General features: G+C 48.3%; 15 protein-coding genes. 7 read left to right on the top strand and 8 right to left on the bottom strand.

Translation table 11 applies throughout. The features are described from left to right. Window positions 1-13: 13 nt before the first annotated feature. Together MKY24_RS25915 and MKY24_RS25910 are read right to left on the bottom strand one after the other, a co-directional pair. The gene (locus MKY24_RS25915) at window positions 14-1546 is read right to left on the bottom strand and encodes an MFS transporter (RefSeq protein WP_028540860.1); all 1533 of its coding nucleotides are present in this window, start codon (window positions 1544-1546) and stop codon (window positions 14-16) included. Between the two features lie 112 nt (window positions 1547-1658). Further along, the gene (locus MKY24_RS25910) at window positions 1659-3011 is read right to left on the bottom strand and encodes a right-handed parallel beta-helix repeat-containing protein (RefSeq protein ID WP_076295202.1); all 1353 of its coding nucleotides are present in this window, start codon (window positions 3009-3011) and stop codon (window positions 1659-1661) included. A gap of 331 nt (window positions 3012-3342) precedes the next feature. Between MKY24_RS25910 and lepB the strand changes: the two genes are divergently transcribed. Continuing rightward, window positions 3343-3963: a signal peptidase I gene (lepB, locus tag MKY24_RS25905; RefSeq protein WP_068939127.1), complete on the top strand. Its 621-nt coding sequence runs from the start codon at window positions 3343-3345 to the stop codon at window positions 3961-3963. A gap of 61 nt (window positions 3964-4024) precedes the next feature. Here lepB and MKY24_RS25900 read toward each other — a convergent pair whose 3' ends face one another. Continuing rightward, complete coding sequence (locus tag MKY24_RS25900) at window positions 4025-5227, bottom strand: GTP-binding protein (protein WP_279833306.1); 1203 nt, start codon at window positions 5225-5227, stop codon at window positions 4025-4027. Window positions 5228-5553: 326 nt separating this feature from the next. Here MKY24_RS25900 and MKY24_RS25895 point away from each other — a divergent pair, with 326 nt between their 5' ends. Then, entirely contained in the window at window positions 5554-7242 is a 1689-nt protein-coding gene (locus tag MKY24_RS25895) for a methyl-accepting chemotaxis protein (protein WP_028540856.1), read from the top strand. Between the two features lie 101 nt (window positions 7243-7343). Here MKY24_RS25895 and MKY24_RS25890 read toward each other — a convergent pair whose 3' ends face one another. Continuing rightward, a complete protein-coding gene (locus MKY24_RS25890) occupies window positions 7344-8174 on the bottom strand; it encodes a carbohydrate ABC transporter permease (RefSeq protein WP_013312583.1) in 831 nt (276 codons plus the stop codon). Beyond that, entirely contained in the window at window positions 8174-9070 is an 897-nt protein-coding gene (locus tag MKY24_RS25885) for a sugar ABC transporter permease (RefSeq protein ID WP_013312582.1), read from the bottom strand. The genes MKY24_RS25890 and MKY24_RS25885 overlap by 1 nt, the downstream gene beginning before the upstream one ends. A gap of 122 nt (window positions 9071-9192) precedes the next feature. Between MKY24_RS25885 and MKY24_RS25880 the strand changes: the two genes are divergently transcribed. The 4 genes from MKY24_RS25880 (at window position 9193) to MKY24_RS25865 (ending at window position 15449) form a co-directional block, all read left to right on the top strand. Then, on the top strand, window positions 9193-11052 hold the full coding sequence (locus tag MKY24_RS25880) for a histidine kinase (RefSeq protein ID WP_023990949.1): 1860 nt from the start codon (window positions 9193-9195) through the stop codon (window positions 11050-11052). Continuing rightward, window positions 11045-12691, top strand: a complete 1647-nt coding sequence (locus tag MKY24_RS25875) for a response regulator (RefSeq protein WP_053326389.1) — start codon at window positions 11045-11047, stop codon at window positions 12689-12691. Before MKY24_RS25880 ends, MKY24_RS25875 begins: the two co-directional genes overlap by 8 nt. Before the next feature lie 106 nt (window positions 12692-12797). After that, window positions 12798-14102, top strand: a complete 1305-nt coding sequence (locus tag MKY24_RS25870) for an extracellular solute-binding protein (protein WP_028540854.1) — start codon at window positions 12798-12800, stop codon at window positions 14100-14102. A 318-nt stretch (window positions 14103-14420) separates the two neighbouring features. Continuing rightward, window positions 14421-15449, top strand: a complete 1029-nt coding sequence (locus MKY24_RS25865; RefSeq protein ID WP_104411506.1) for an NADH:flavin oxidoreductase/NADH oxidase — start codon at window positions 14421-14423, stop codon at window positions 15447-15449. A 391-nt stretch (window positions 15450-15840) separates the two neighbouring features. Here the strand turns inward: MKY24_RS25865 and MKY24_RS25860 are convergent, their stop codons facing one another. The 3 genes from MKY24_RS25860 to MKY24_RS25850 form a co-directional block, all read right to left on the bottom strand. Then, window positions 15841-19434 carry a family 14 glycosylhydrolase gene (locus tag MKY24_RS25860; RefSeq protein WP_339201147.1) on the bottom strand — a complete coding sequence of 1198 codons (3594 nt, stop codon included), beginning with the start codon at window positions 19432-19434 and terminating at the stop codon, window positions 15841-15843. Window positions 19435-19753: 319 nt separating this feature from the next. After that, window positions 19754-21922 carry an alpha-glucuronidase family glycosyl hydrolase gene (locus MKY24_RS25855; RefSeq protein WP_339201146.1) on the bottom strand — a complete coding sequence of 723 codons (2169 nt, stop codon included), beginning with the start codon at window positions 21920-21922 and terminating at the stop codon, window positions 19754-19756. A gap of 35 nt (window positions 21923-21957) precedes the next feature. After that, window positions 21958-24156, bottom strand: coding sequence for a glycoside hydrolase family 52 protein (locus MKY24_RS25850; RefSeq protein ID WP_339201145.1), 2199 nt, complete (start codon window positions 24154-24156; stop codon window positions 21958-21960). A gap of 161 nt (window positions 24157-24317) precedes the next feature. Between MKY24_RS25850 and MKY24_RS25845 the strand changes: the two genes are divergently transcribed. Continuing rightward, the gene (locus MKY24_RS25845; protein ID WP_028540849.1) at window positions 24318-25262 is read left to right on the top strand and encodes an AraC family transcriptional regulator; all 945 of its coding nucleotides are present in this window, start codon (window positions 24318-24320) and stop codon (window positions 25260-25262) included. Window positions 25263-25292 lie beyond the last annotated feature (30 nt).

Below are 25292 nucleotides of genomic sequence, written 5' to 3'. Positions count from 1 at the left end.
TTTGTTATTGTTATTACATAGACGGAGTGTGTGTTTTAGGGTCAACAGGTTTGTTCTTGAAGCCCACGTTATTGTTGCCCCAGCACCGATCGTAATGGAAACCTGTCAGTTCCTCGAATACCTTTCGTGCTTCCGGTTTGGCTGATTTCATGGAGCCACCGTTTTTGAGGCGGTCAATTTCGGCGATTAGCTTCTTGTGGCTGTCAATATCCAGCTTCATCACGACAGACGCAATCATACCGATGATCGCGAGAACGATGGTACCGACCACGAGTACATAAAAGATGGCGTGCTGAGCAGCGACTGGCTGACTATCAGCCCCGGATACAAAGCCAAAATGCTGTAATACCCAGCCAAGAATGAAGACGACAACGGCCCGCACCATTTTTCCGGCAAAAGTCATCATACCTGCATAAATACCTTCCCGGCGACGGCCGGTCAACGCTTCATCCACATCGGCAAGGAACGTGTATTGATTCCAAGGGATGTAGTAGACGCCCCCAGTACCAAGCCCCATGAACAGGGTGATGACATATAGCCATACCATCGTATTCGAGGCTCCCGTTATATAGAGCAGGCCATAACCAGCTACGCTAAAGCAAACGACAACGAGTGCGGCGATAAAAGGCATACGGAACCCTTTACGCACGCAGAATTGGATGAAGAAATAGGTAGAAATCAATTGAATGACAGAGTTAAAGCTGTTCAAATTGGATACCATCTCCGAGCTTTGGAACAAGGAGAAGACAATAAAGTACGTAAAAGCAGAAGTAAACAGCCACTCAGCTGAAAAGCCGCCCAGGTACATCCCGAGATGATGACGGAACGTCTTGACTCGGAAGGTAGAGGAAATGTCGACAAACAACTTTTTCATCGAATCTATAAAGGAAAGCGGAGCTTCACCTTCCAGTTCCTTTTGCAGTTCCTCACTTGGACGTTCCCAGGAGTTTTTGTATAAGAATGCCATCGCAATCAGCAGAATAGCTGCAAAAACGAGACCGGTATAAAAGAAAGGCAATGGAGAGTCTTTGCCATACTCGGCAATAAAGCGACCAGGGATAAAAGCGGCAGCGAAATTGGCAATTTTGCCAAACATGGCCTTCCATCCAGTCAATCTGGAGCGTGCGCCGAAGTCCCGGGTCATCTCCGACGCTAGTGCTTCATACGGCACCATGACAGAGGTATACACCAGTTCAAACAGCACATACGTACTCAGGTAATACCAGAAGCCCAACCCATCTACCCAAAGCATCGGATACACGAGCATCAGCGGGATACCCATCATGATGAAAAAGCGACGTCTGCCGAATTTACGGCCCAAGCGGGTCCGGTGAAAGTTATCGCTGATAAAGCCCATGACCGGATTGCTGATCGCATCTATGATGCTGGCAACAGAGAAAATGGCCGCGGCCTGAACGGGAGACAGTCCGCAAAAGGTTGTATAAAAGTACATTAACCACGCACCGCTAATAGCAAGTGCGCCACTTCCCAGCATGTTACCGCTTCCATAGGCGAGTGTATGTTTCAGTGTGATTCTTCGTTCCATGATCTGTTCACCTCATATTTTGTCTGGTTATGAGGACAATCACCGGTCGCTATATTATGCAGAATTGTCTAAGTTGGTAGATGGGCCAGGGCGTCCTGATTAGGCGGGGCTTTTAACGTGCCCCTATATTTTTTCCGCTCGGAGTACCCGAGCCGATCAGATCGCTTCCTTTGGCCAGCTTAAGGAAATCACCTAGCTGGATGGAACCGTCTGCACTTCGAGTGATAGAAGGCGTGAGACTAACAAAGTCGTCTGCACTGACTACCAGACCTTTGGCATTTGTCGATTTTTTGTTTTTCCACCAAACGCTAGAGTTGTCTTGATCTGTACCGCTTGTTTTGTCACTAGCGCTTCCCTCAAAGGAAAGATTGTTTATGAACACGTGATCACCCTTGTCAAAAGCAAAATTACTTTGTCCATTGTCCCACGAAGTATTATTGGTCAACGTAATGCTGCCGGGGTTGCTATTGTAGGTGAAGCCGTGTTTTTTGTTCTGGAAAGCAATGCTGTTTTTCACAATATGGTTGACTTTGATTTTGTCTCCACCCAGCTTAAATCCGTTGCCGTCGCTGTTCGCGGTAGACGTTCCATCTGAGGTCTGCCCGTTGTGGTGGGCCACACTGTTCAAAATGGTTACTTCGCCGATGGGACCCGTTTCGGTTTTGCTATACAAATCCCAGCCATCGTCTACGTTGTACGCAGCCAAGCAGTTATCAAACACATTGCCTGATCCTACAGTTAATTTAGCCGCGAAGCCATCGGCATCCTCACCATTATCGGGATCAGCGTTATCGTGAGAGTAAGAATTCAAAATCAAATTGTTCGAAGGCCACTCACTAGTGGAAGCGTTAGGCGAGTAACGTCCAAGCTGGAGTCCAGTATCCCGGTTGTGGTGGGTTTCCACGTTTTCGATTCGGTTATTGCTGCCGCCGATATAGATACCATTATCTCCGGCACCCTTTACTTCAAGGCCCTTTACTAGCCAAAAGTCTCCGTTAAGCTGAAGTCCACGATTGGCTGAACCAAAGGCTTGAGCAGAGAAATCAAGTACCGGCTTTTCACTACCGTAAGCGACCAACCCTTTGAGTGAGCCGTTATTGCCGCTGTTTTCACGCTGAATTGTAATCGTTGAGGAGTAAGTGTAGTTACCACCGCGCAGATAAATAGTTTTACCAGGAGCAATTTGTGTAAGTGCTGCTTCGAGCGTGGTAGGACTGGATATTGTACCCGGATTGGACACGTTACCATTTGGCGACACATACAAATCTCCTGCCGCTAACGTTGTGGAGACAGCTGTTGCGTCGGTTGTACTAACTGCCTCTTCTGTGAGTGCAGAAGAAGGGATGTCGTTGGATGACGTATCTGCGTAAGCGGTTCCAATAAGACAAGAAGAAGCGAAAACAAAAGAAACACCGAGCCTTAGAGCGTTAAATCCGTTTTTTGGACGATCATTTCGTTTAAACATGTAATTTCCTCCTTATTTGAGCTCATATTTTAAAAGAAGATAGCATCTATAAAAGTGACTCATGCTGTCTTTCCACTAAAAACAGGACACCTCCTGGGGGGACAGATTGATCTACCATTAGTCCAAAACGCTCTAAGAAGTATATGCACAGTGTAATATATGTTAACGTTTGCATCAACAGTTTTTTACTGTTTTTTTGATATTGTGAAAAAAAGTTCACACTTTTGTTTCAACTAAAAATGCAATTTTGCTAGACTGGGAAAATTTGATTATACTTAAACATTATACATATAATAGGAATGAAAACTGTGAGAAAGGGTGGGTTTAGTGCATGGAGAGTGGAAATCATTTGACGGATTCAACTGTCGAACAATTGCAGGAAAAGCAGCCACGAGTGAAAAATGAGATGATCGATTGGCTTAAGGCCATTATTGTAGCCATTGTGCTCGTGTTCATTATACGTTGGCTATTATTTGCGCCATTTATTGTTGAGGGAGCGTCCATGGAACCGAATTTCAAGACAGATGAACGAGTGGTCGTGAACAAGGTGATTTACGATTTTCGTGATCCTAAACCGAGTGAGGTTGTTGTATTCCATGTGAGAAAGGAACAAAAAGACTTTATTAAGCGTGTTATTGGAGTAGCTGGAGATACGATTCAGTATCAAGGAGATCATCTTTATGTGAACGGTAAGAAAGTAGAGGAGTCATACATTCAGGGAGCTATTCAGGATGCGCACGCCAAGGGAGAACTATATAACAATGTCGATTTTCCAAATGGAACCATAACCGATTCCAAGGTACCTGAGGGTTATATTTTTGTGATGGGCGACCACCGCAATAATAGTAGGGATAGTCGTGCTATTGGTTTTGTTTCTATTAAAGATATCGTTGGCCGTGCGGATGTGATTTTTTGGCCGGTGGATAGCTCGCAATGGGTTAAGCATAAATAATATAAGAGCGCCTAAGAGGGGGGGGATTCCTCACTTAAGGCGCTTTTATTTTATAACCTCATTATATTTTTTTCGTAAACGGGTCAGGCAGCTTGCGCCAATCCTGCTCCATTTCTTCAGGGGTCAGCAGTGTCTCATCCAGGGTGCGCTCGATTTCTTCCCGGTTCATATCGATACCAATAAATACGAGTTTGGTCACCCGGTCACCATACTTTTCGTCCCAGTCAGGTGTCTTTTCGAAATCTTCGCCAAGATAGTATTGGCGTTCTTCTTCAGTCAAGGCAGATACCCACAGTCCTGCGCGTGCGAATTGTTTGGAGCTACCCGCCTGACTGAATGTAAAAGCAGTGCGGTTCTGCGTGGCGAGCCACACCAATCCCTTGGAACGTACAACCTCAGCAGGCCATTGAGCCAGCCATTTCAACAAACGTTCAGGATGAAATGGGATTTTGCGCTTGTACACAAACGAAGCAATGCCATATTCTTCTGTCTCCGGTACGTGCTCTTCTTTGTTCATTTCCTGTATCCAGCCTGCCGCCTGACTAGCTGTTTCAAAATTGAAGCGATGCGTGTTCAAAATCTCTTTTGGGTCCACCTTACCGTACTCGGAACGGATGATTTTGGCGTTTGGTTGAATGCCGCGTAACGCTTTTTCCAGTCGTTCCAGCTCTTCTGGGGATACCAGATCGCATTTATTAATGATCAGCACATCACAAAATTCCACCTGTTCTATGAGCAGATCAACGATGCCGCGTGCATCCTCTTCTGCCACTTCCTGTCCGCGATCCCTGAGGGAGTCCCTAGAGTAGAAGTCTTTCCAAAATTCCGGTGCATTCACGACGGTGACCATAGTATCCAGTCGGGTCAGCTTGGTCAAATCAATTCCATTTTCCTCATCTACATAACTGAAGGTCTGTGCTACCGGAATGGGCTCACCTATACCCGTGGACTCGATAAGAATATAGTCAAACCTTTTGTCGAGTGCCAGTCGTTCTACCTCTTTTAATAAATCTTCCCGCAGGGTACAGCAGATGCAACCGTTGGACATTTCCACCAGCTTCTCATCCACACGAGATAATCCTCCACCGTCACGAACGAGATCAGCATCAATGTTTACCTCACTCATATCATTGACAATGACGGCTACCCGCAAGCCTTCCCGGTTATTCAGCACATGGTTCAGCAGTGTGGTTTTGCCGGAGCCGAGGTACCCGCTTAGTACCGTGACCGGTATTTTCTTTTCCAATTCCATAGCGTTTGCCAACGTAATCACTCTTCCCTTCGAAAGTATCATGAAATGTCGAATGTGCTGTAGTGGTATCATGCGAGATAGGAAAGCAGACGTGCTTTCTTTGTCTTTCTTTAATCGTAATAATTACGAATAGTAAAATTAGTAAATCATTATTAAGAGGAATTGTCAAGGAAGGTAAGGTCACCTGATAAGAACTGTATTAATTTTCAAATCGATAAATAATTAAAATTTTAGGTAATTTGTACGATAAAATAAGTATCCATGATGGAACAGATTCGGCTTAAGTTGTATAGAGTTGTGACGGCATGGCGTCAGATTAGAGAGGACGTATCCAATACATGCGGACAATAGGAATAGGCACAAAAATTAGTGGTATGGTGATCGGCATTTTGATAGTGTTGTCTGTCGTGATCGCTTATGTGGCTACTAGCCGAATGCAGGAGGGTATTGAGGCTTTTGCTACCGAAAAGGCTAAAAATGACTTGAATATGGCAACCCGCCTAGTGGACTACAAGTATAGCGGGGCATGGCAGATCAAGGACGGGCAATTATATAAGGGGAGCCAACGGATTAACAATAATGAGGAAATCGTCGATGAAATTGGCGAGGCAACAGGCGATACAGTGACTTTCTTTCAAGGGGAGCAACGGGTAGCGACGAATGTCATGCTGGAGGGCAAACGAGCTGTAGGCACGAAAGTATCGGAGAAGGTGGCTACCGTTGTCTTAAAGCAGGGTCAGCCCTATTATGGTCAAGCGGTAGTAGTTGGCAAAACGTATCAAGCTGCGTACACACCCATCCGCAGTGCGGACGGTGCTGTGATTGGCATTCTGTATGTAGGTGCATCGCAATCGATCATTGACGGGATCATTAGCGGGTTTATCCGCCAGTTTATGATTGTAATTGTAATTGCTATTGCGGTGTCGCTAGCCGTGATTCTCTGGTACATGAGCAGGGTAAACCGCAGGCTGGGCCGTGTAGGCCAAGCGCTCGCCAAGGCAGGTCAGGGAGATTTTACTTCTGTCCTGCTTGACCGGAGTGGAGATGAGCTTGGGCGGCTGAGTGTCAACTATAATGAAATGCGAGAAAATTTGAGCATTTTGATTTCCGAGGGCATGCATGCTTGTGGAGCGGTAGCCGATTCAACGGGGCGGCTTGCTGTCATTGCTGAAGCATCGACCAGGCAGGCCAATAGGATTGCAGACACCATACGGCAGGTTGCAGACGGAGCCGGAGCGCAGACCCGAAGCGTGTTGGAAAATCAGACGGCGATGGAAGAGATGGCTCAGGGCATTCAGAATGTCGCGGAAAATGCTTCTGAGATTGCGGAAGCTGCTATCTACTCCAAGCAGCAGGCGGAGGCAGGAGCGGAAACGGCGCGCCTCACGGTGGAACAGATGGGGGAGCTGCATTCGTCCATCCAGCATACGGAGGCTCTGATTCAAGCGCTTCACCGTCAATCAGGTGAAATTACCGGAATCATGCAGGTTATTCAGGAAATATCTGAACAGACGGGACTGCTGGCGCTGAATGCCTCTATTGAAGCTGCTCGCGCAGGTGAGCAGGGACGAGGATTCGAGGTTGTAGCATCCGAGGTGCGGAAGCTAGCAGATCAATCGGGAATAGCCTCCCGCCAAGTGGCGCAGCTTATCCAAAACATTGATGGAGATGTACAGCGCTCGGCAGAAGCGATTGGACATGTGGTAACGCATGTGGACAGCGGGCTGCGGATGATGAACGAGACACATGACAGCTTCGAACATATCGTAGAAAGAAGCACTCACATTGCGGAACGGATCGAAAGCATGGCAGCAACCGCAGAACAAATGTCAGCAGGTGTGCAGGAAGTTACCGCTTCTGCTACTGAAATTATTGTCATCGCCCGCAGGACGAGCGGCGGCTCACAGGAAGTATCGGTTGCAGCCTCTGACCAGATGGAAGAGATTAACCGTCTAAATACCTGCTCTGCTGACCTACAGCTTGCTATGGAAGAGATGCTGAAAGCGCTAGGCCAGTTTAAGGCTTAATGAATACTGTACAGAAGTCATGATGGATATCACGAAGACAAGAGGACTTGCGCGAACAACACGCAAGTCCTCTTTTTTGTATCTGGCTTCGAATACTTGACTCAGCCTTTGACGGCTCCGGCGACGACGCCTTTGACAATGTATTTTTGCAGAAAAATAAATACGATAATGGAAGGCAGCACAGCCATTACCATCGCGGTCATGGCATATTGCCAGTCTGACGTATACTGTCCAACGAAGGTGTAGGCGGCCAGCGTCAGCGTTTTGGTGCTGGGTGAGCCGTTGACCATGAGAAGCGGAAGCAGAAAATCGTTCCAAATCCACATCACGTCGATAATGACAATGGTGGCGGTGACTGATTTCAGCAAGGGGAAAATCACGGAAAAGAAAAGCCGGAAGCCCGAGGCTCCATCGATTTTGGCGCTTTCGTCAATCTCAGCCGGAATACCTTTCACGAAGCCGTGATAGATAAACACTGCCAGCGGTGCGCCGAAGCCCCAATACAGCAAGCCAAGTCCCCAAGTGCTGTCTGCCAGATTTAAGTCTTTCGCCAGTCGCAAGACAGTGAGCATGATGGACTGAAACGGGATCAGCATCGGCATAATGCACAGCATGTAAATCACGGAGCTCCATTTGCTTTTGGTTCTTGCCAGCTTGTAGGCCGCGATGGAAGATATCAGCACGATACCTGCCAGGCCGACGACGGTAATAATGGTGTTATTCAGAAATAAGCGTGGATAGTCAATGAATTTCCATACGTATACGTAGTTATCCAGCGAAAGCTGCTTGGGCAGCGCAATGACGTCGGTCATGACCTCAGCGAAGCTTTTGAACGAATTGTTAATGGCGAGAAACAGCGGGTACAAAAATAACAGTGATAATACAATCATGCCCGCTTCTAGCAAAATACGTCCCGTACGGCTGCGTTGCATCAGGCTTCAACCTCCCTGCGTTTGAAAATAGACAATTGAATAATCGTAATGATCAGGACTGCAACGAATAAAATCAATGCTTTGGCTGTTCCGTAGCCATACAGATTGTTCTGGAACGTGTCCCGGTAAATATCATACGCAATGCTGTATGTCGTACCTCCCGGTCCACCGCCGGTCAGAGATAAAATGACGTCAAACACTTTGATCGAGTTGGTCAGTGCCATGAAGACTGAGATCGTAATGGAAGGTGCGAGCATCGGTAGAATAATACTGAAAAATCTCCGAATCGGCCCCGCGCCATCAACAATGGCAGCTTCTTTTAGATCCTCTGGCACAGATTGTAAGCCTGCAATGTAAATGACCATGTAAAAGCCAATGGATTGCCAGATCGATACTGCCAAAATGGAAACAAACGCGAGCCCTTCCTCACCCAGCCAGCTCAGCTGGAAGATACCCCAGCCTGTACTGTGTCCCAGTGACTCAAAGCCTTGCATGAAGATGAATTTCCATATAAAGCCGACAATCACGAGACTGAGGATATACGGGATAAAGAAGGCCGCCCGCAGCCAAGCCGAGCTTTTCAGCTTCATATCGAGAACGAGCGCCAGCAAAATGGCCAGCACATTCACCAATACAATGTACAGGATGGCATACTTGACGGTAAACCAGGCTGCATGTGCAAAATTGGCGTCCCCAAGCAGGATTTGCTTGAAGTTATCCAAACCTACAAATTTCGGATGTTTGGATATGCCGTTCCACTTGGTCAGGGAATAGCGTATCGTCATCAAAAACGGAATATAAAATGCAATCGTAATGCACAAGATTACGGGCAGTGTGAATAAACCGAATTCCAGTTTACTACCCTTGTCGCCCCAGGTTCCCCTTTTTTTCAGCATAACGCACCTCTTTTTCTCAACATTTTCCGCTCTTTCGCTCCAAGCTGTTTAAGATATAATGAAAGTATAGGATAGCCCCTAGGGCCGGACCAATGGATTTAAGAAAACAGTTGAGGGTAAAAATGTGTACGCTTTCAAAAGGGGCGGTTATCATGATGTCAGAGCGCGTAGGAACGATTCTTCGCTCCATGTGGAGGAGGATCACGCAAAAATTAGTGAACAAACTCATTCTTCTTTTTACCTCGGTGATTATTCTGGTGGTGGGCTCACTTACAATTATTTCCTATCAGATGATTGAAAAGGAGTCGGTTAACCATAGCATCGCCAGCACGACCAATAATCTGCTGCTGGTCAATCAGAATTTGGAGGATTACTTGGAGGGAATGCAGCAGTTGGCTCTTCCACAGCTACGTTATAACGATATCATGAACGCGATTGCCAATGAGAACCGGGACTATGCTTCGCGAATGGTCATTGAAGATTACTTGCGCAGCATGTTTTATTCACGTAATGATCTGGAAGCGATCTATCTGTACGTGGCGGACCGACATCAATACTATGTGGTTACCAGGGAGACGTACAACATTACGGTGCGCAAAGGAATAAACACGGATATTCCCAAGCTTCCTTGGTATAAAGAGGCGATGGCTAGTACCACGAACGAATCATTTCAATCCTTTGTAGGGTCCCGTTCTGATATGGGCTATGTGGCGCCACAAGCCAGCTTTATGGCATACCATCGAGTGCTGAGGTCGATTGCATCCCGTCACCCGCAGGCGGTGCTGTCCTTTTATTACAATACGAGCGCCGTGGATGAAATCATGCAGAACATCCCACTGGGCAAAGGGGACCAATTGATGCTAATGAGCCCTAAAGGGGTTCCCTTTTATGTGAATAGCTTTCCGCTCTATGAGCGGATGCGTGATTCCGGAGTGTTGGCACAGATCGGCAAGGGAGGAAGCGGGCGAGTAACGTGGTCAGATAGCAGTGGCAATCAGGAGTATTTGGTCGTCTATGATGCTGGTGAAAAAGATGGGTGGCAGCTCATCAAGCCCATCCCATACCGCCAGATTTATGAAGCAGCTACGACAACACGGAATTGGAGCTATGCCATCGGGGCTTTATTTTTAGGTGTGTCTATTATATTAGTGACACTGACCTCGAACGCCATTACCCGACCTTTACATAAGCTGTCCACCCAGATGAAGCGGTTTAGCACCGGAGATTTTGGAGCAACAGCTCCTGTGAAGGGACATGACGAGATTGCATATTTGTCGCTGCATTTTAACGAAATGGTCCAAAGAACCGAAGAACTTATTAATGAGCGCTATCGCATGAAGCTGGTCGAAAAGAATGCCATACTCAAGGCGTTGGAGGCTGAAATTAATCCTCATTTTCTGTACAATGCCCTGCAAGCCATATCCACACAGGCATTAAAGCGGGAGATGTTCGACATGGCGGATATGGTGGATGCATTGGCCCAAACGTTGCGGTATTCCATCAACGGCAAGGATATCGTAGTTGCCCGCGAAGAGCTCAAGCACATTGAACGGTATATAGGTCTGCAAAAAGCAAGGTTCGGGGCGAGACTGCGGGTCGAAGTGGTATGGGAGGAAACGCTGATGGAGTTGCCGATCCCGAGATTATCTGTGCAGACGTTGGTGGAAAACGCTATCAAGCATGCGTTGGAAAAAGTATCAAGCGATATTCTGATCGTCATTTCAGCCGAATCGAGTTCTACAAATGCCACAATTGCAGTCAGGGACAACGGACCTGGAATTTCAGAGGACAAGCTGAGAATGGTGCTGGATTCATTCCATGAAAAATGGGAAGAACGGGAGAGCGAGCATATTGGTTTGAAAAATCTGAACACACGGCTGAAGCTTTTGTACGGAGATCAGGCAGGATTATTCATACTTACGGATGAAACGGGAACGGAAATGAGAATGCAAATTCCCCGGGGAGGAAGTAGTCATGTATAACGTATTGATTATTGACGATGAAGAGCCGTTGCGCGAAGCCATTCGTATTATCGGGGACTGGGACCGTCTGGGCATCGAACATATTTATGAGGCGACGAATGGAAGGTTGGGACTGGAGCTGTTGGGTCAGCACCATATAGATGTGGTGATGGTCGATATGAAAATGCCTGAGCTGAACGGTATCGAATTTCTTCGTGCGATCGAAAAGGCATATCCCCATCTGCTGACGATTGTCATTAGCGGCTACAACGACTTTGAATTTACACGGCAGGCGATTCAATCCCGGGTGGTGGACTATCTGCTCAAACCTATCAATCGTCAGGATCTGAACCAGGCACTGCGCAAAGCAGTGGACATTCTGGAAAGCCGAGAGCAAAGCAAAAACAAGTTCATTAGCCAGAACATTACGCTGAATATGTCACTGCCGAAGCTGAAAGAGAAGCTATATTTGTCCATTTTGGACGGTAGCTTTAAAAGGCAGGCCAATACGGCGTTGCTCCCATTGATCGGAGCGGATCAGAAGGGGAATCGCTTTGGGGTGATCGTGCTGCGGCTGCTGAACAGGGATGAGATTCGCAGGACGCGTTTTCATGGCGATGCCGATCTGATGGATTTTGCCGTGACCAATGTGTTAGCTCAGACGTCAGATGAACGGTTGAGTTGTTTTAGCTTCTCCCATCCGCGACGGGAGCGTGAGGTCGTTTCGATCTGTACCCTGGCCCCAGGACAAGAAGAACATATGGCCTTACTATTGGCACAAGTGACACAGAAGGCGGTGGCCAACCTGCATGGGCTGTTCAGCATGGTGGTAGCTGCCGGATTGGGTAAGCTCTGTACAGATGTATTGGAGCTAGCGTCTGCTTATATGGATGCCAAGACGCTTATCCACAGTACGGATGTGTTGAAGCTGGAAGGGGAGTCCATTCTTCATATAGTGCCACGGCAAATGGGAATGCTAGAGGAAATGTCATGGACAGAGCGACTGTTGTCGATCCAAAAGGATGCTCAGACAGGTCAAGCAAACCGGGCAAAGGTACTGCTGGGCGATCTGCTGAAACAATTGGCATCAGGCCCTATTTTCCGTTTACAGGATGCGGATCGAATGATGAAGGAGTTCCATTTTTTACTGAGAGAAGCTGCGATTGAGTTGGGTGCGTCTACGTCAGCGTTGAATCAAGATGGAGCTTTGGAAGAACCGGAGCAAGTGGGGGAAAGCGATTTGTCTGCTGATTTTACGAGTTTTGCCCATTATGGTCAGAGATTGAATCGAATGCTGGAGCTTTACATTGCTGGGGTCCAACATGCTCAAGCGGGGAACCAGCCCTTTGACATAACGGACATCAAAAGGCACATCGACCGTTATTATTTTGAGGATATCAAAATTTCGTTTTTTGCCGAAACCTATTTTTTGAGTCGGGAATACCTGATGAAGCTGTTCAAGCAGCAGTTTGGTTACGGTATTCACGAATATGTGCAGAAGGTTAGAATGGACAAGGCGAAGGAGCTGCTGGGTGATTCTAGCCTGAAAATACAGGAAATCTCGGATATGCTTGGCTACAAAGATAAAAATTATTTCAGTAAGGCTTTTCGTAATTATTATCAGGTGTCACCGTCTGAGTATCGCGTAAGCCTGCAATAAACCACTTTTTTACCCTTAACGCTTCACTAATCTGCCTTTTTAAATTGGAGTATATTTTTTAGAATGAGCGCATGGACGTTGATCACAAACAAATGGGGGAGTATCCATGTTAAAGAAGATGATGGCGTTATCCGGCAGTTTGCTTTTGACGGTCGGTTTGTTGAGCGGATGTGGAAGCAGCGGCGGCACGGATGCGTCGAAAGAAAGTGCTGGCGGCAAAGAAGATTTGAAAACGGTTACAATAAACATGTTCACAGCTTCACCAGAGTATACCGATGCTTTTAACGCGTATATCGAGGAGTATAAGAAGGTCAAACCTAACGTGAAGATCAATCTGGAGATCATGCAGGCAGACTACAACACGATTCTGAAGTCGAAAATAGCCTCAGGTAGTACACCGGATGTATTCCAAACGACGGCAGGAGGCGACATTGACACGTATGCGGATTATAGCGCTGATCTGACCAATGAACCGCTGGCAGCAGCCATGACGGATGCGGTTCGAGCGAATATGAGTTCCAGTGACGGCAAAGTACTGGGATTCCCGGTGAAGGGGAACCTGTTTACGCTGATTTACAATAAGGATTTGCTTACCAAGGCTGGGGTAACCTCCCCGCCAAAGACGATTGCAGAAATGCAGGATGCGGTCACCAAGCTAGAGGCGAAGGGCATTACTCCATTTGCCAACGCATATAAAGAGTGGTGGGTATGGAAGCATATCTTCCAACACTATGTAGATGCTGCTGCGCAGGATGCGGGCGTGGAACCGAAGCAACTCGTTAGCGATTTTATCGCAGGCAAAGCAAAAATCAAGGACTACCCAGTGCTGTACAACAACTTCTTTAACTTCATTGATTTGACGGTGAAACATGGCACAGATAAGCCGCTGGAACGGGACAGCAATGCGGAAGTAAGTGATTTTGCATCCGGAAAAGCTGCGTTTATGACGGGTAAAGGTGCGTGGGATGAGGAAGCAATCAAGAAAATTAATCCTGATCTTAAAATTGGCATCATGGGATATCCGGTGAGTGACAAAGCTGATCAATCGGTCATCATTACCGGTGCAGATCAGGCGCTGCGTATCAACAAGGATTCCGAAGTATCGAAGGAAACGATTGAATTTTTCAACTGGCTGTACACTTCGGAATACGGCAAGAACTGGTTCTCCCAGGTAGCGAAGGTGATTCCTCCAATTAAGGATGCACCGCTTCCTGATCTGGAAATGCCTAAGGAAATGGAAAGCATTTTGAAAACGTCGAAGTCCGGTGATCTGTCTGTTAACTACTCGCTGGATACGTTCCACCAAAAATTTGGCGAGCTGATGCAAGCATATATCAGCGGTAACATGAATAAGGATCAGGCGGTTGCAGAGATTGAGAAGGCATGGGTGCAATTAGGTTCAGCACAATAAGATTGGTTCCGCAGAGGCGTCCGTAAGGGCGTCTTTTTGTGTTATAGCTAGGAGGCCGAGAGTGCGTAGACAAAAAAATATTTAATAATATTTAAATATTTACTTGCAAAAAGTTATTGAGTTATGGATAATAGGTTGTGTGCAATATATCTACAACGTACGACATACATAATGACTGCAAGTTGCAAATGTGAGAGATCCCCCGTTGGAGGGAATCTCTTTATTCCGTTTGGACTTTGCCGATCATGTTTATAATAGACCGTGTAATTTGGAACGCATTTTCATTGATGTGGTAAAGGTAAAAAGGAGATGAACGTTTTGACGAATTCGTTGTTTACACCGTATACACTGAAAGATTTGGAATTAAAGAATCGTGTGGTGATGCCCCCGATGTGCCAATACTCGGTGACAGCCAAGGACGGGATTCCGAATGATTGGCATCATGTTCATTACCTGAGTCGGGCTATTGGAGGCACGGGCCTGATTATTATAGAAATGACAGACGTGGAACCAGATGGACGGATTACAGATTATGATCTGGGTCTTTGGTCAGACGAGCATGTCCCAGCTTATAAGAAGCTGGTTGATGGCATTCATGCGCACGGGTCCAAGGTAGGCATCCAGATTGCTCACGCGGGCCGTAAAGCTGAGGATGCAGCTGAGCCAGTTGCTCCTTCGGCCATTGCATACCCGGATGCGAATTATAAACAGCCACGCGCGCTTACGACGGAGGAAGTCCGTGGCATGGTGCAGAAATTTGCAGACGCTACCCGGCGTGCAGTTCAAGCGGGCGTGGATACGATTGAACTTCACGGGGCACATGGTTACTTGATTCACCAATTCCATTCGCCAGTTACGAACAAGCGAGATGACGTGTATGGTCAGGAGCTATCCCGTTTCGGTGTTGAAGTTATTCAGGCTGTACGCAAGCAAATGCCTGCGGGTATGCCGTTAATCTTACGCATCAGCGCAGTGGAATACGTAGATGGTGGGTACGATGTGGATCATGCCATTGAGCTGAGCCGTGCATATCAGGCTGCAGGCGTAGACGTGATCCATGTTAGCACGGGCGGGGAAGGACCTGCAGGCACCAGGAAGCCGGGCAACTATCCGGGCTATCAAGTGCCGTTCGCACGCCAAATCCGCGAGGCACTGAACATCCCGGTGATCGCTGTCGGCGCACTGGATGACCCAGCCTTGGCGCAGTCCGTTATCGGCAACGAGGATGCCGATCTGGTCGCTGTGGGACGCGGATTGCTGCGCGATCCATATTGGGCGATTCATGCAGCAGTGACGCTGCGCGGCGAGAAGCCTTCCATACCTGAACAATATCAACGTGGCTACTGAGGCCTAAGTAATCCCACGTTGTTTATATATAAACAAGGCACCTGCAACGAAGTGTACGCTTCGTCAGGTGCCTGTTTTGTTTTATGGACAGATGGTACAGTGTAAGCAATCTTACACGTAGTAGTGGTTATATTTTGTATATCATATAGAACGCTATTAGTAGCGTTGATCGGATTAATCGTTACGATTGTTATTGCGTTGAACCAAAACAAAAAGAAATAGACCGCCCTGGACAAGGGAAAACGGTCTATTTCTAATAGAGCTAGCCCTGTTCAGCCGACCGCTCTTCAAAGCGGCTGTTGCCAAGAGTAGGGATGTTACCAGCATCCTTGCTCTTTTTTAGTATATCCTTCTATCATTTATTTTAGCACAATTGAATAATCGATGTAACTCATTTGGTGAAAACTTTAACTTCCTTTGGAGCGAGGGTCACGGTGATCGAACCGTTGTTGATCTGAATGGAGTCGTTGCTTAATTGGTTGGTCAGGCGAGTGCCGTTGGACAGATTGTCGAAGTTGCCAATCGTGCGGGTTTGACTGCTCCAGGAGTTGTTGATAAGTACGATGGCCTCGTCTCCATTTTTAGAGCGCTGGAAGCTGTAAAAGGAGTCGTCTACCCACTTTTCCTTTTGGCTCCCGTTTTGCAGGGCAGGGTGGCTGTTGCGCACACGGTTCAGCTTAGCGATGTACTGATACAGATCATGATTGGCGTTAAACACAACGTTTTCCCGGTTGGCAGGATCATCTCCGCCACTAAAGCCTTGCTCGGTGCCTTGATAGATGATAGGAATCCCGCGTGAGGTCAAAGTAAAGCCCAAGGCGGCCTTGAGCTGAGGCCATTTGTCATAGTTAGCACCCGGCTTGCCAGAGGCGTCATTCAGGAAACGTTTTACATCATGATTGTCGATAAATACGCCGTTGGTCTGGGCATCGCGATAGTGACGATCATCTGAGTAGCGTTCCTTGATTTTCCTCATAGATTGATCGTGTCCAAACACATCCTTGATTGTATAATACATCGGAAAATCCAGTGCGGCATCGAGATACCGGGTGTAATCACCCACATAAGCAGGATCGCCACTGTAAATTTCACCGAGAGTGAAGGTATTGGCGGCCTGGTCAAAATCCTTCAAAAACCCTTTGGGTACATGCTTCACAGTGTCCACCCGCAGTCCGTCGACCCCCGACTCGTTCAGCAGCCATTTGATCCAGTTTTTGAGTTCATTCGCTGTATCTGGGTTGTCCTGATTCAGGTCGTCCAATCCGGCAACGTCACCGTTTTCGATTTTCCACTGATTGTTTGAGTTGTAGTCTGCTCCTGTGATGTCGCCATTGTGATGATACCAGTCCGCTTTGTCAAAAGGAGCCTTGGCGATGCCGTTCCCAGGTTGAAAATCGCCAGTGTGATTGGGAACTACGTCCAGCATCACAGCGATATTTTTGTCGTGTGCCTTACCAACCAGCTCTTTGAACTTGTCCATGGTACCAAGATGCCCGTCTACCGCATAAAAATCATACGTATGATAGCCGTGGTAAGCGTATTCGCTCTTTTGCATCGTTACCGGAGTAATCCAGATGGCGGTAAACCCCATATTTTTAATGTAGTCGAGTTGGTTAATAATCCCTTGAAAATCGCCACCATGCCACTTGCGCTGATCGTTGTTGTTGGAATTGAAGCCACCGTAATTATCGTTGGTTGGATCTCCGTTGCTAAATCGGTCTGTCATGATAAAATAAATGCTCTGTTTGCTCCAGTCTGTGTTGAGGGGAGTGGGCTTGGAGAGGGTACCTAGATCTATAGGAGTGAAGGCGCCCGAAGGCGCCCCCGTTTGAATAGTTACTTCAACTCCGTTAGGGTTGGGTAAGTACGTAGAAGTGCCTACGTTTAAGGATGCACCCGAAAGTTCCACTGTTTGGATAGGTCCTGCAACTTCGTTAAGGTTGGTTGTGTAGGTGGAAGTCCCTACGCTGAGGATGCTCCCCGAAGGTGCCCCCGTTCGGATAGTTCCTGCGGCTCCGTTAGAGCCGGGCGTGTAAGTAGAAGTTCCTGCGCTGAAAAGGTAGTTCTTCGTGTTATTGCTGTCCCAGCTGTTATTGCCGTCATTAAAAGCGGCTTCCAGTTGGGAGGCAGACCCGATATCGACGGTAATTTTAGCATAGCCGCTAATCTCGGCATCCTGCATTTTCACACCGGGTACGGCAGTCCAGTTTCCGCCAGCCGGGCGGTAGTGAATGTAAGGCGAGTTAAAGCCTTTTTTGTAGTATACCGTTACCTTGTTAGTTGTACCGCCGCCATCCCCGGGAACCGTGCCCGATGGAGCGCCTGATGTGATCGTTCCCGCATTGCCGCTGTTACCAGGCGTGTAAGTAGAAGTGCCCGTGCTGAAGGAGTAGTTTTTGGTGTTGTTGCTGTCCCAGTTGTTATTACCGTCATTAAAAGCAGCTTCCAATTGGGAGGCAGACCCGATATCGACGGTAATTTTGGCATAGCCGCTAATCTCGGCATCCTGCATTTTCACACCAGGCGCAGCAGTCCAGCTTCCGCCAGCCGGGCGGTAGTGAATGTAAGGCGAGTTGAAGCCTTTTTTGTAGTATATAGTTACTTTGTTGCCTGTACCGCCACCGTTATCGCCGGGCTTGGCCTTGTTTACAATATACTGTTTGAATCCACTCATCTCACCGGTTGGTGAGCCGTCGTTGTTGACGAGATTGTTGAGGCGTAAAAGTGTAAAGCCGTGATAACCGAACTTTGTGATTTTTTCTTCGATTTTTTGAAAGCCGCTACCGCCTGTTGGGAGTGCATTTTCACCATTTAGGCGAACACCCTTGGCATTAGCGATCGAGGAGACAGTATCTACTAATGTGGACGGCAAGGAATAATTCGGTGCTGTACCACTGTCGTTCATCTCCAGAGCAGTAAAGGTCAAATCCAGATCCGCATCTTTGAACTTCTCGATGAGACGGTTGTAATCATAATATCCACCTGCTTGCTCTGTGCTGTGAGGCATGGCAGGATTGTTCATCTGCCAGTGCAGACCGGAAATCTTGGCTCCGATACGGACACCGAACACGGAATCGAAGTTTTTGTGTGCAGCAGCTCCGATGACGCCCAGATGCTTCTCAAGCACGCTTTGGTACCACGACAGAAAATCCTTCCCATACGTGGAAGTATACCCGCCGTTCGTGTAAAATCCGTCCCCGTCGGTCGGTGGATTGATTTGGCCAAGGCTGCTCAGCTTGGTACCCCAGGCTGCATTAATCTTGTCCATTGATCCATACTTTTCATTCATGGCCGTGCGGAACGCATTTTTGGCTGTTTCAGTGTAGGCTTGGAATTTGCCCCGTGCAGGATAACTCCATCCCGCTGCCGGATAGTATGAAGGATATCGCAATTCTCCAGAGGGCCCACCGCTTAAATAAATTTTGGGAATGATGCTTTTGTAGCTAGCAAAGGTTTGAGCAAATGAGGCATACAGCTCGTCATATTGTTTACCAGTCCCGCTCCATAATGGAGAGAGGGCTTCGTTATTGGCAAAACCGCTTTCGTCCTTGAACTGCATTTCATCTGCACTGCCCTTGCTAGACAGCCAGCTTGGTAGCGGGATGTTGCAATCATCCCCCACATTTCCCCCACACTTATGCGTAGAGATAATAGGAACCCACTTCAATCCCACTTCTTTTACGGCATCTGCATAGGTCTTGTAGTAGCTCCAATCGAACTGGTTATCTCCTGCGCTCTCCACATGGCCCCACCAGACGTCGGTGGTAATAGCATACACACCGTTACTTTTCAGCGTTTGCAGTTGCTTTTTGAATGCACCCCAGTCACTGATTTTCGCCAGCGGCCCCATGACAGAAGCCTGAAAATCATCAGCAACCGCTGCGCTTGCCGTATTGGAGGGTGAGCCAATAAAGGCGGTCAGAGATAGCACAATGCTTAATAGCATCAGGCACCCTTTTTTCCATAGACTTCGATACAAGGTCAAACCGATCATCCTCCCCAAAGCATAGTCTAATTCGACAACATTTTGTAAACGTCTACAAAAATAGTATAAAGCAAGCGGTTGCATAAAAAGAAGAATTTATTGCACACTCAGGGTGGACAAATATGACATTTTACGTAAGCAACCGTGTGCTTAAAAGTTTCCAGACAAAAAAATAAGGCATAGGTCTGAGTAAGACGCATGCCTTTTAGTGATGTGCGAGCCAATGCCAGTATAGGAGAAAGTGAACCTAAGCGTATAAAAGCCTTGTTCCAGTCTGTATGAAAGTATTGCCGAGGCAGCTTGTTTAATAGTTGCTTACTTAATAAATAGGGCGATCCTTCTGGTCGGAAATGCCGCTTTTACGGTAGAAATACGTATTGATCCGATCCCGCCATTCTTTGGCATGCTCTGCCTGATGCTCCAGCCGCTCCAGCACCTGTTCATACATGGCAGCATTCAGTTGCCCTCGTAGACTAACCCATGTGTCTCGGAGATGGGCCGCACGTTCTGCACCTTCAAAATGGGTATCATAAATGTGCTGTATGACAGTTTGGCCGGAGTGGAGCAAGTGTGTATAAGGAACATGGTGAAAGAATAAGAGCAGCTCATCCGGGCAGGTGTCCGTAGATTCGTAGATATCAGTATTGGGAGAAAAATATTGTCCTGCATAGCCCGTTCCGGTTGCGGTCGTGCGATCTACCCCGATCCCCCTGCAATCAGCAAAATGGTAGGTGCCCCACATGGAATATTCGTACCCGTCTACATCCGGCCCATAGTGGTGATCGGGACTGACCATCCAGCCGACCCCGAGAGGGGCGGTGTAGGATTCGTAGACATTCCATGAATCGAGCAGCATCTGCTTAAGGGTAGAAATTAAATCTGTGCCGCCGTCGCTATTCCCTTGTCTGCCAAACGTCAGCCGAACCCACTCATCAGCGATTTCGTCTGCGGACAGATCCGGGTCCCATGCCAGCCGACCATAGCCATAAAGATTGGACTGGGCGAGCAAATGTCCGGTCCAATTGGTGTCTGCACCAATATTGGATACAGCGGCTACTCCATAGTTGGTATGCTTGGGAGAATGCAGAGCGCCACTCACGATACGCTTGATGGTGGAGCCTTTTCCTTGGGCGTATGTGTCAAAATCCAATACTTCCTTCCATTGGGGAACAAGGTAACATAGATGTTTCTGTTGCCCGGTGTACTCTTGCGCAATTTGAAACTCCAGCAGTATCTGAGTGGATTCCAGCGCACCGAACAGGGGGGAGACAGGCTCCCGCACCTGAAAATCCATGGGACCATTTTTGATCTGTAAAATGACATTTTCCCGAAACAGCCCATCCAGCGGTTTAAAATGGTCAAAGGCTGCGCGGGCCCGATCCGTCTTGCGATCGCGCCAGTCCTGCTTGCAGTTGTAGACAAAGCAGCGCCAAATCACACGTCCGCCATAGGGCTGCAATGCATCTGCAAGCATATTGGCTCCATCGGCGTGATGGCGCCCGTAGCTGAACGGTCCGGGCCGATTTTCGGAATCGGCCTTGACCACAAAACCACCCAGATCGGGAACGGCGGCGTAAACTTCCTGGGCTTTGGTCTGCCACCATTCAGCTACAGCTGGTTCCAAGGGATCGGCGGTGGTTAACCCACCGAGCTGAATAGGACTGGCATAGTTAATGCTCAAGTAGATCTGTATGCCATAGGCGCGAAATACCGCAGCTACTTTAGCCACATCCGGTAGGAATTTATCTGTAATCAGCTCGGTCTCTACCTGATGGACATTCACGTTGTTAATGGATAGTGCTTGAATGCCTACAGAAGCGAGTAGACGGGCATAGTCTCGCAGGCGCTCCATATTTGTAGTAAAGGCATTATTATCATAGAAAATAGAGCCACCCGCATACCCGCGTTCAATACTACCATCCATGTTATCCCAGTGATTGATCATGCGGATGGAATTAGCAGGGTTGGATAATTGGTCTAGAATGGGGACGTGCACTGATTCGGTGGTGGGCTTCAACTTCCCGTCTAGTCCTCCCTGCAGGTAGCGCAGCAGATGAAAGACTCCGTACAATACGCCTTTGGAGGTCTGCCCCGCGATTGTAACGTACTGTCCCTTGATATCATCGTTACCGTGCGAAGCTGAATATGCCGGATCTGGCATCTCTATCCCGCGAATTCGGTAGCCTTCTGCGCTCACTTCTGCCTGTTCTTTTGCGCTGAATCGTTCTGCGACCAAAGGATGCGCTGGGAACGTACCCAGCGCAATGAATGGCGCATTCACAGGAACGGCGCTGATCTTCGGCTGCTGTCCAAACATGGAGGTCAATCCGTGCTGAAGCTCACTCGCAGCCGATTCAAGCACTTCATCTGTCTCATGGACCACGATGACCCTGCACCAAGCGGGCAGCTTTTCTACCTTACTATTGCGGCGGTAATGCAGCCAAGCCGCATAGCCGCTCTCTTTTGGCATATCCATCAGCTTGGTCATATTGGAGCCTCCTTTTGGGCAGGTGAAGATGATCCTCAGACATGCTGTTCCTGATCCTGACTCATATGCTCAGGGAGAGTCAGACGGTTGCCGTTGCCTTCATACATCCACAAAATAGCGGTAACTCCGCGCGGATAATATTTACTGCCGTGAGCAATACCGGAGAGTATCTGATCGCTCCAGCACCAATAGGATTCTTCAGGGTGAAGGAGCCATGAGGCATGGGCAGCGTCTGCGGCCTGCCCAGCTTCTTCCCAAGGCAGCTCCAGCAACTCGCGGGCAATAAACTGTGACAGATAGATTTTGCTCAGCCAGGAGTTGTTACTGGTCGAGGACAGCTTCCAGCCTCCGTCTTCAAACAGACAAACTCCCGGTACTAGTACAGTTTCCAAATGACGCCGCAGTGCTTGGATATATCCACCGAACCGTCCATCAGGCTTAAGCGCAGCCTCACATCCTGTAAAATAAGGGAAGATCAGCCCCTCAATGGCAGGAATAATCTGCGAATCATTACCTTCCTTAATAACTGCAGGAATATAACCTTTGTCTGTCATATGTGCTGTGATCGCTGCTGCGCATTTGTCCGCCTGTAAGCCAGCCTCCTGTGAGAGGGAGTTAAGCCCTTTTGAGGCAAATATCTTTTCCAGTGCAACATATACTGCCCAGCATTTGCTGCCTAGATAAATGTTGTTGCGAGACTGACCCAGAGATACGTCCAGACTGTCGTAGGTCGTAATTTCCGCGCCTCCCCGGGTTCTAGAGCTGTCCAAGCCCATCAAGCCGTTTCGTTGTGCCGGGTCGGGGTGATCCCGCCGCAGCATGCTTTCGAAGCAGTCACACAAGACAGGCAGCATACGTGTCGTAAATGACTGATCCTGTGTCTGCTCGATATATACCGTGGCGCAGCAAAGCCAGTTCACCAGTTCCTCATGGCTCATGTAAGAGAAGCAGTCGTCAATCCCAGCCAGCTCATAACAGGAGTACCCCTGCCGGGAGAACACGTTTGCCACGCCCATATCATGCGTAAACGTGATACCACCGGTATAGGTATGTTCCTCTCCCGGAAAGCGTACCTCATCCCGATAGCTGTACCTTTGGACAAACCACTCCAGCTCGTTGCGTACCGTCCATGGATTTAAAATCAATTCATAGTAGAGCTGATCTGCCGTCAAATCGAGTGTATTCATCATCCGATACTCGCCTTCGTTCACAACCCAGATCGGTTCTCCATCCGCTTGGTGACTAAGCAGTTGGGTGCTGCCATAGTAGCTGTGGATCGCCTGAGCGAGCATAAATTCCTGGTCCGGGCTCAGGTCGGCCGACTCCATCCAGCGATTAGCCTGAACACAGGCTGCGGTCAGGTTTGAAAAATGCTTCAAAGCATAGCTTCCCACGTCTTCAATATCCTTGAACAGCTGGGTATAGTAATACGACGCTTCAATGCCTGTTGTCACAATGCCGCCGCGATAGAAGCATATGGCGAAGGAATATGTGCGCTTCTCACCTGCGGGAACGTCCATCAGAAGCGCACCCGTCGCGCCCAGGCCAAAGGATAAATTCTCGGCCATGGTCTCCCCAAGCAGCTTCTCCATTGCAAATCCGCTGGCAGGTACCGCTTCACTGCTGTTGGTCACAATGGCTGTGCTGCGTCCTTGGCCGATGCCTGTAAGTCTTTCTTCTAATTGGGTAGAATCAGTAGCGTCCCTGCGCGGATCTTCTCCTATAATGCGTATGCCGCTATACGGATCACTGCCCTGATATCCGAAAAAAGCTCTTCGCGCTGCAGTCCCCAGTGTGTTATCGACGGTTAGCTCGGCGAATACCGCCGGGACCAACGCTGCCCGCAGCTCATCCATACCCGCGGTTCCCGGCTCGGGCACTGGGCGAACAGGAGAGTACAGCCGGAACGTCAAATCGCCAGCCTGCCATGTATCCGTTCCTGCTTTTAGCTCACGGGTAATGTCTGAATCGGCAAAGGGCATAAGCTGCGGTTCCGTTCGTTTACCCTTTTTCTCCACGTCGTAGCGGGCACTTTCATCCTGTGTGGATGCAAAAAAGGGAAGCGCCTCGTATACTCCGCCATCTCTGGATTGCAGCCCGATATATACATTTTCATCGGCAGGCTTGCCCAGCTCCAAACCAAGTCCGCCGCGATTACCCTTAAACCCAAGTGTAAAGCTGGAAAAAGAACCGATAGGTGCATGCTGTGTGTTATAAAATATATTTTTCGACATATAATGAAACCCCTTTCATGATAAAGTTTAACTTTGAGTAACTTCACTTAGAGCCTAGCATGTCATGTGGTGGGGAACCATTGTCAAATCGCTCAACTATTTATCCAAATCGCGCTGAAAGCGATATACTGAGTATATCGATATAAGCCAGGAGGGAAAACATGTCGACACCACGTTTACCGAAGAGCCCCCATCATCCAGACCTTACAGTTGCCGGAGAGGAATTCTTTTTTCCCGATGTGCGAACCACAGTCAATTTGTTTGCTATTCATACACGAAGTGTCGGAAGAGAGTGGAGCTATCCGCTACACGAGCATCCTCAATATGAGATTAACATCGTGCTTGCGGGAGAACAGATCATGGTTGTAGATGGTCGCAGCTATACCCAGCGACAGGGTGATCTGGTGCTGCTGCGACCGGGGATTGTCCACTCCAGCCATAGTAACGGAGAGGGATTTACGTATTTTTGTATGCATTTCGACATTGATGATAAGCTGTTTCTCTCGCTCCTGAGTCGTCTGGAGCAGGTGCTGTTTCCAGCTGAAGGAACAGTGGCAGGGCAGATGGGACCAGCGCTGGGCAAGTTGCTCGATCTTTCAGCGCCGGAAGACATAGGAGTAGGTAGTGATTCGGTGGCAAAGCGAATGCGGATTCAATCTGCTGTGTTTGAACTGTTCGCAACGTTATGGGAGGCTGTATCCAGTGAAGCGGCCCATCTGCCGGGGCGTGGATATGTGCAGGCAGAGCTTGCCCATCAGATTGCCAGTCGTCTTCAGGGCAGAGTGAATCAGCCTTATGGACAGGCCGGCTCGGTGGAAAAGCAGGATGGGATCGAGGGGATTTCATCCGAGCTAGGTATTAGCGTGTCCCATTGTAATCGTGTATTCCGTAGCGTTTTCGGCGTATCTCCCCGTGTATATCTATCCGGGCTTGTGCTGCATGAGGCCAAGTTGCTGTTGGCTGATCCGCAATGGTCGGTGCAACAAATTGCCGATATGCTCGGCTATGGGGATATTGCGCATTTTAGCAGACAGTTCAAGCGCTGGTCGGGCCAATCGCCGACATCCTATCGCAAAAGCACGGTGCAGGAAAGCCTATTCGAATAAAAATAAGTATGTCTTTAAAATAGTTATGAT

The organism is Paenibacillus sp. FSL P2-0322, from assembly GCF_037975315.1.
GTDB classification, from domain to species: Bacteria; Bacillota; Bacilli; order Paenibacillales; family Paenibacillaceae; genus Paenibacillus; species Paenibacillus polymyxa_B.
This window is presented reverse-complemented; position numbering and strand designations above follow the sequence as displayed.

Bases quoted from the DNA above. Each gene is read 5' to 3' on its own strand.
- MKY24_RS25915 (WP_028540860.1), bottom strand. From the start codon at position 1,546: ATGGAACGAAGAATCACACTGAAACATACACTCGCCTATGGAAGCGGT.
- MKY24_RS25910 (WP_076295202.1), bottom strand. From the start codon at position 3,011: ATGTTTAAACGAAATGATCGTCCAAAAAACGGATTTAACGCTCTAAGG.
- lepB (WP_068939127.1), top strand. From the start codon at position 3,343: ATGGAGAGTGGAAATCATTTGACGGATTCAACTGTCGAACAATTGCAG.
- MKY24_RS25895 (WP_028540856.1), top strand. From the start codon at position 5,554: ATGCGGACAATAGGAATAGGCACAAAAATTAGTGGTATGGTGATCGGC.
- MKY24_RS25890 (WP_013312583.1), bottom strand. From the start codon at position 8,174: ATGCAACGCAGCCGTACGGGACGTATTTTGCTAGAAGCGGGCATGATT.
- MKY24_RS25885 (WP_013312582.1), bottom strand. From the start codon at position 9,070: ATGCTGAAAAAAAGGGGAACCTGGGGCGACAAGGGTAGTAAACTGGAA.
- MKY24_RS25880 (WP_023990949.1), top strand. From the start codon at position 9,193: ATGTGTACGCTTTCAAAAGGGGCGGTTATCATGATGTCAGAGCGCGTA.
- MKY24_RS25875 (WP_053326389.1), top strand. From the start codon at position 11,045: ATGTATAACGTATTGATTATTGACGATGAAGAGCCGTTGCGCGAAGCC.
- MKY24_RS25870 (WP_028540854.1), top strand. From the start codon at position 12,798: ATGTTAAAGAAGATGATGGCGTTATCCGGCAGTTTGCTTTTGACGGTC.
- MKY24_RS25855 (WP_339201146.1), bottom strand. From the start codon at position 21,922: ATGACCAAGCTGATGGATATGCCAAAAGAGAGCGGCTATGCGGCTTGG.
- MKY24_RS25850 (WP_339201145.1), bottom strand. From the start codon at position 24,156: ATGTCGAAAAATATATTTTATAACACACAGCATGCACCTATCGGTTCT.
- MKY24_RS25845 (WP_028540849.1), top strand. From the start codon at position 24,318: ATGTCGACACCACGTTTACCGAAGAGCCCCCATCATCCAGACCTTACA.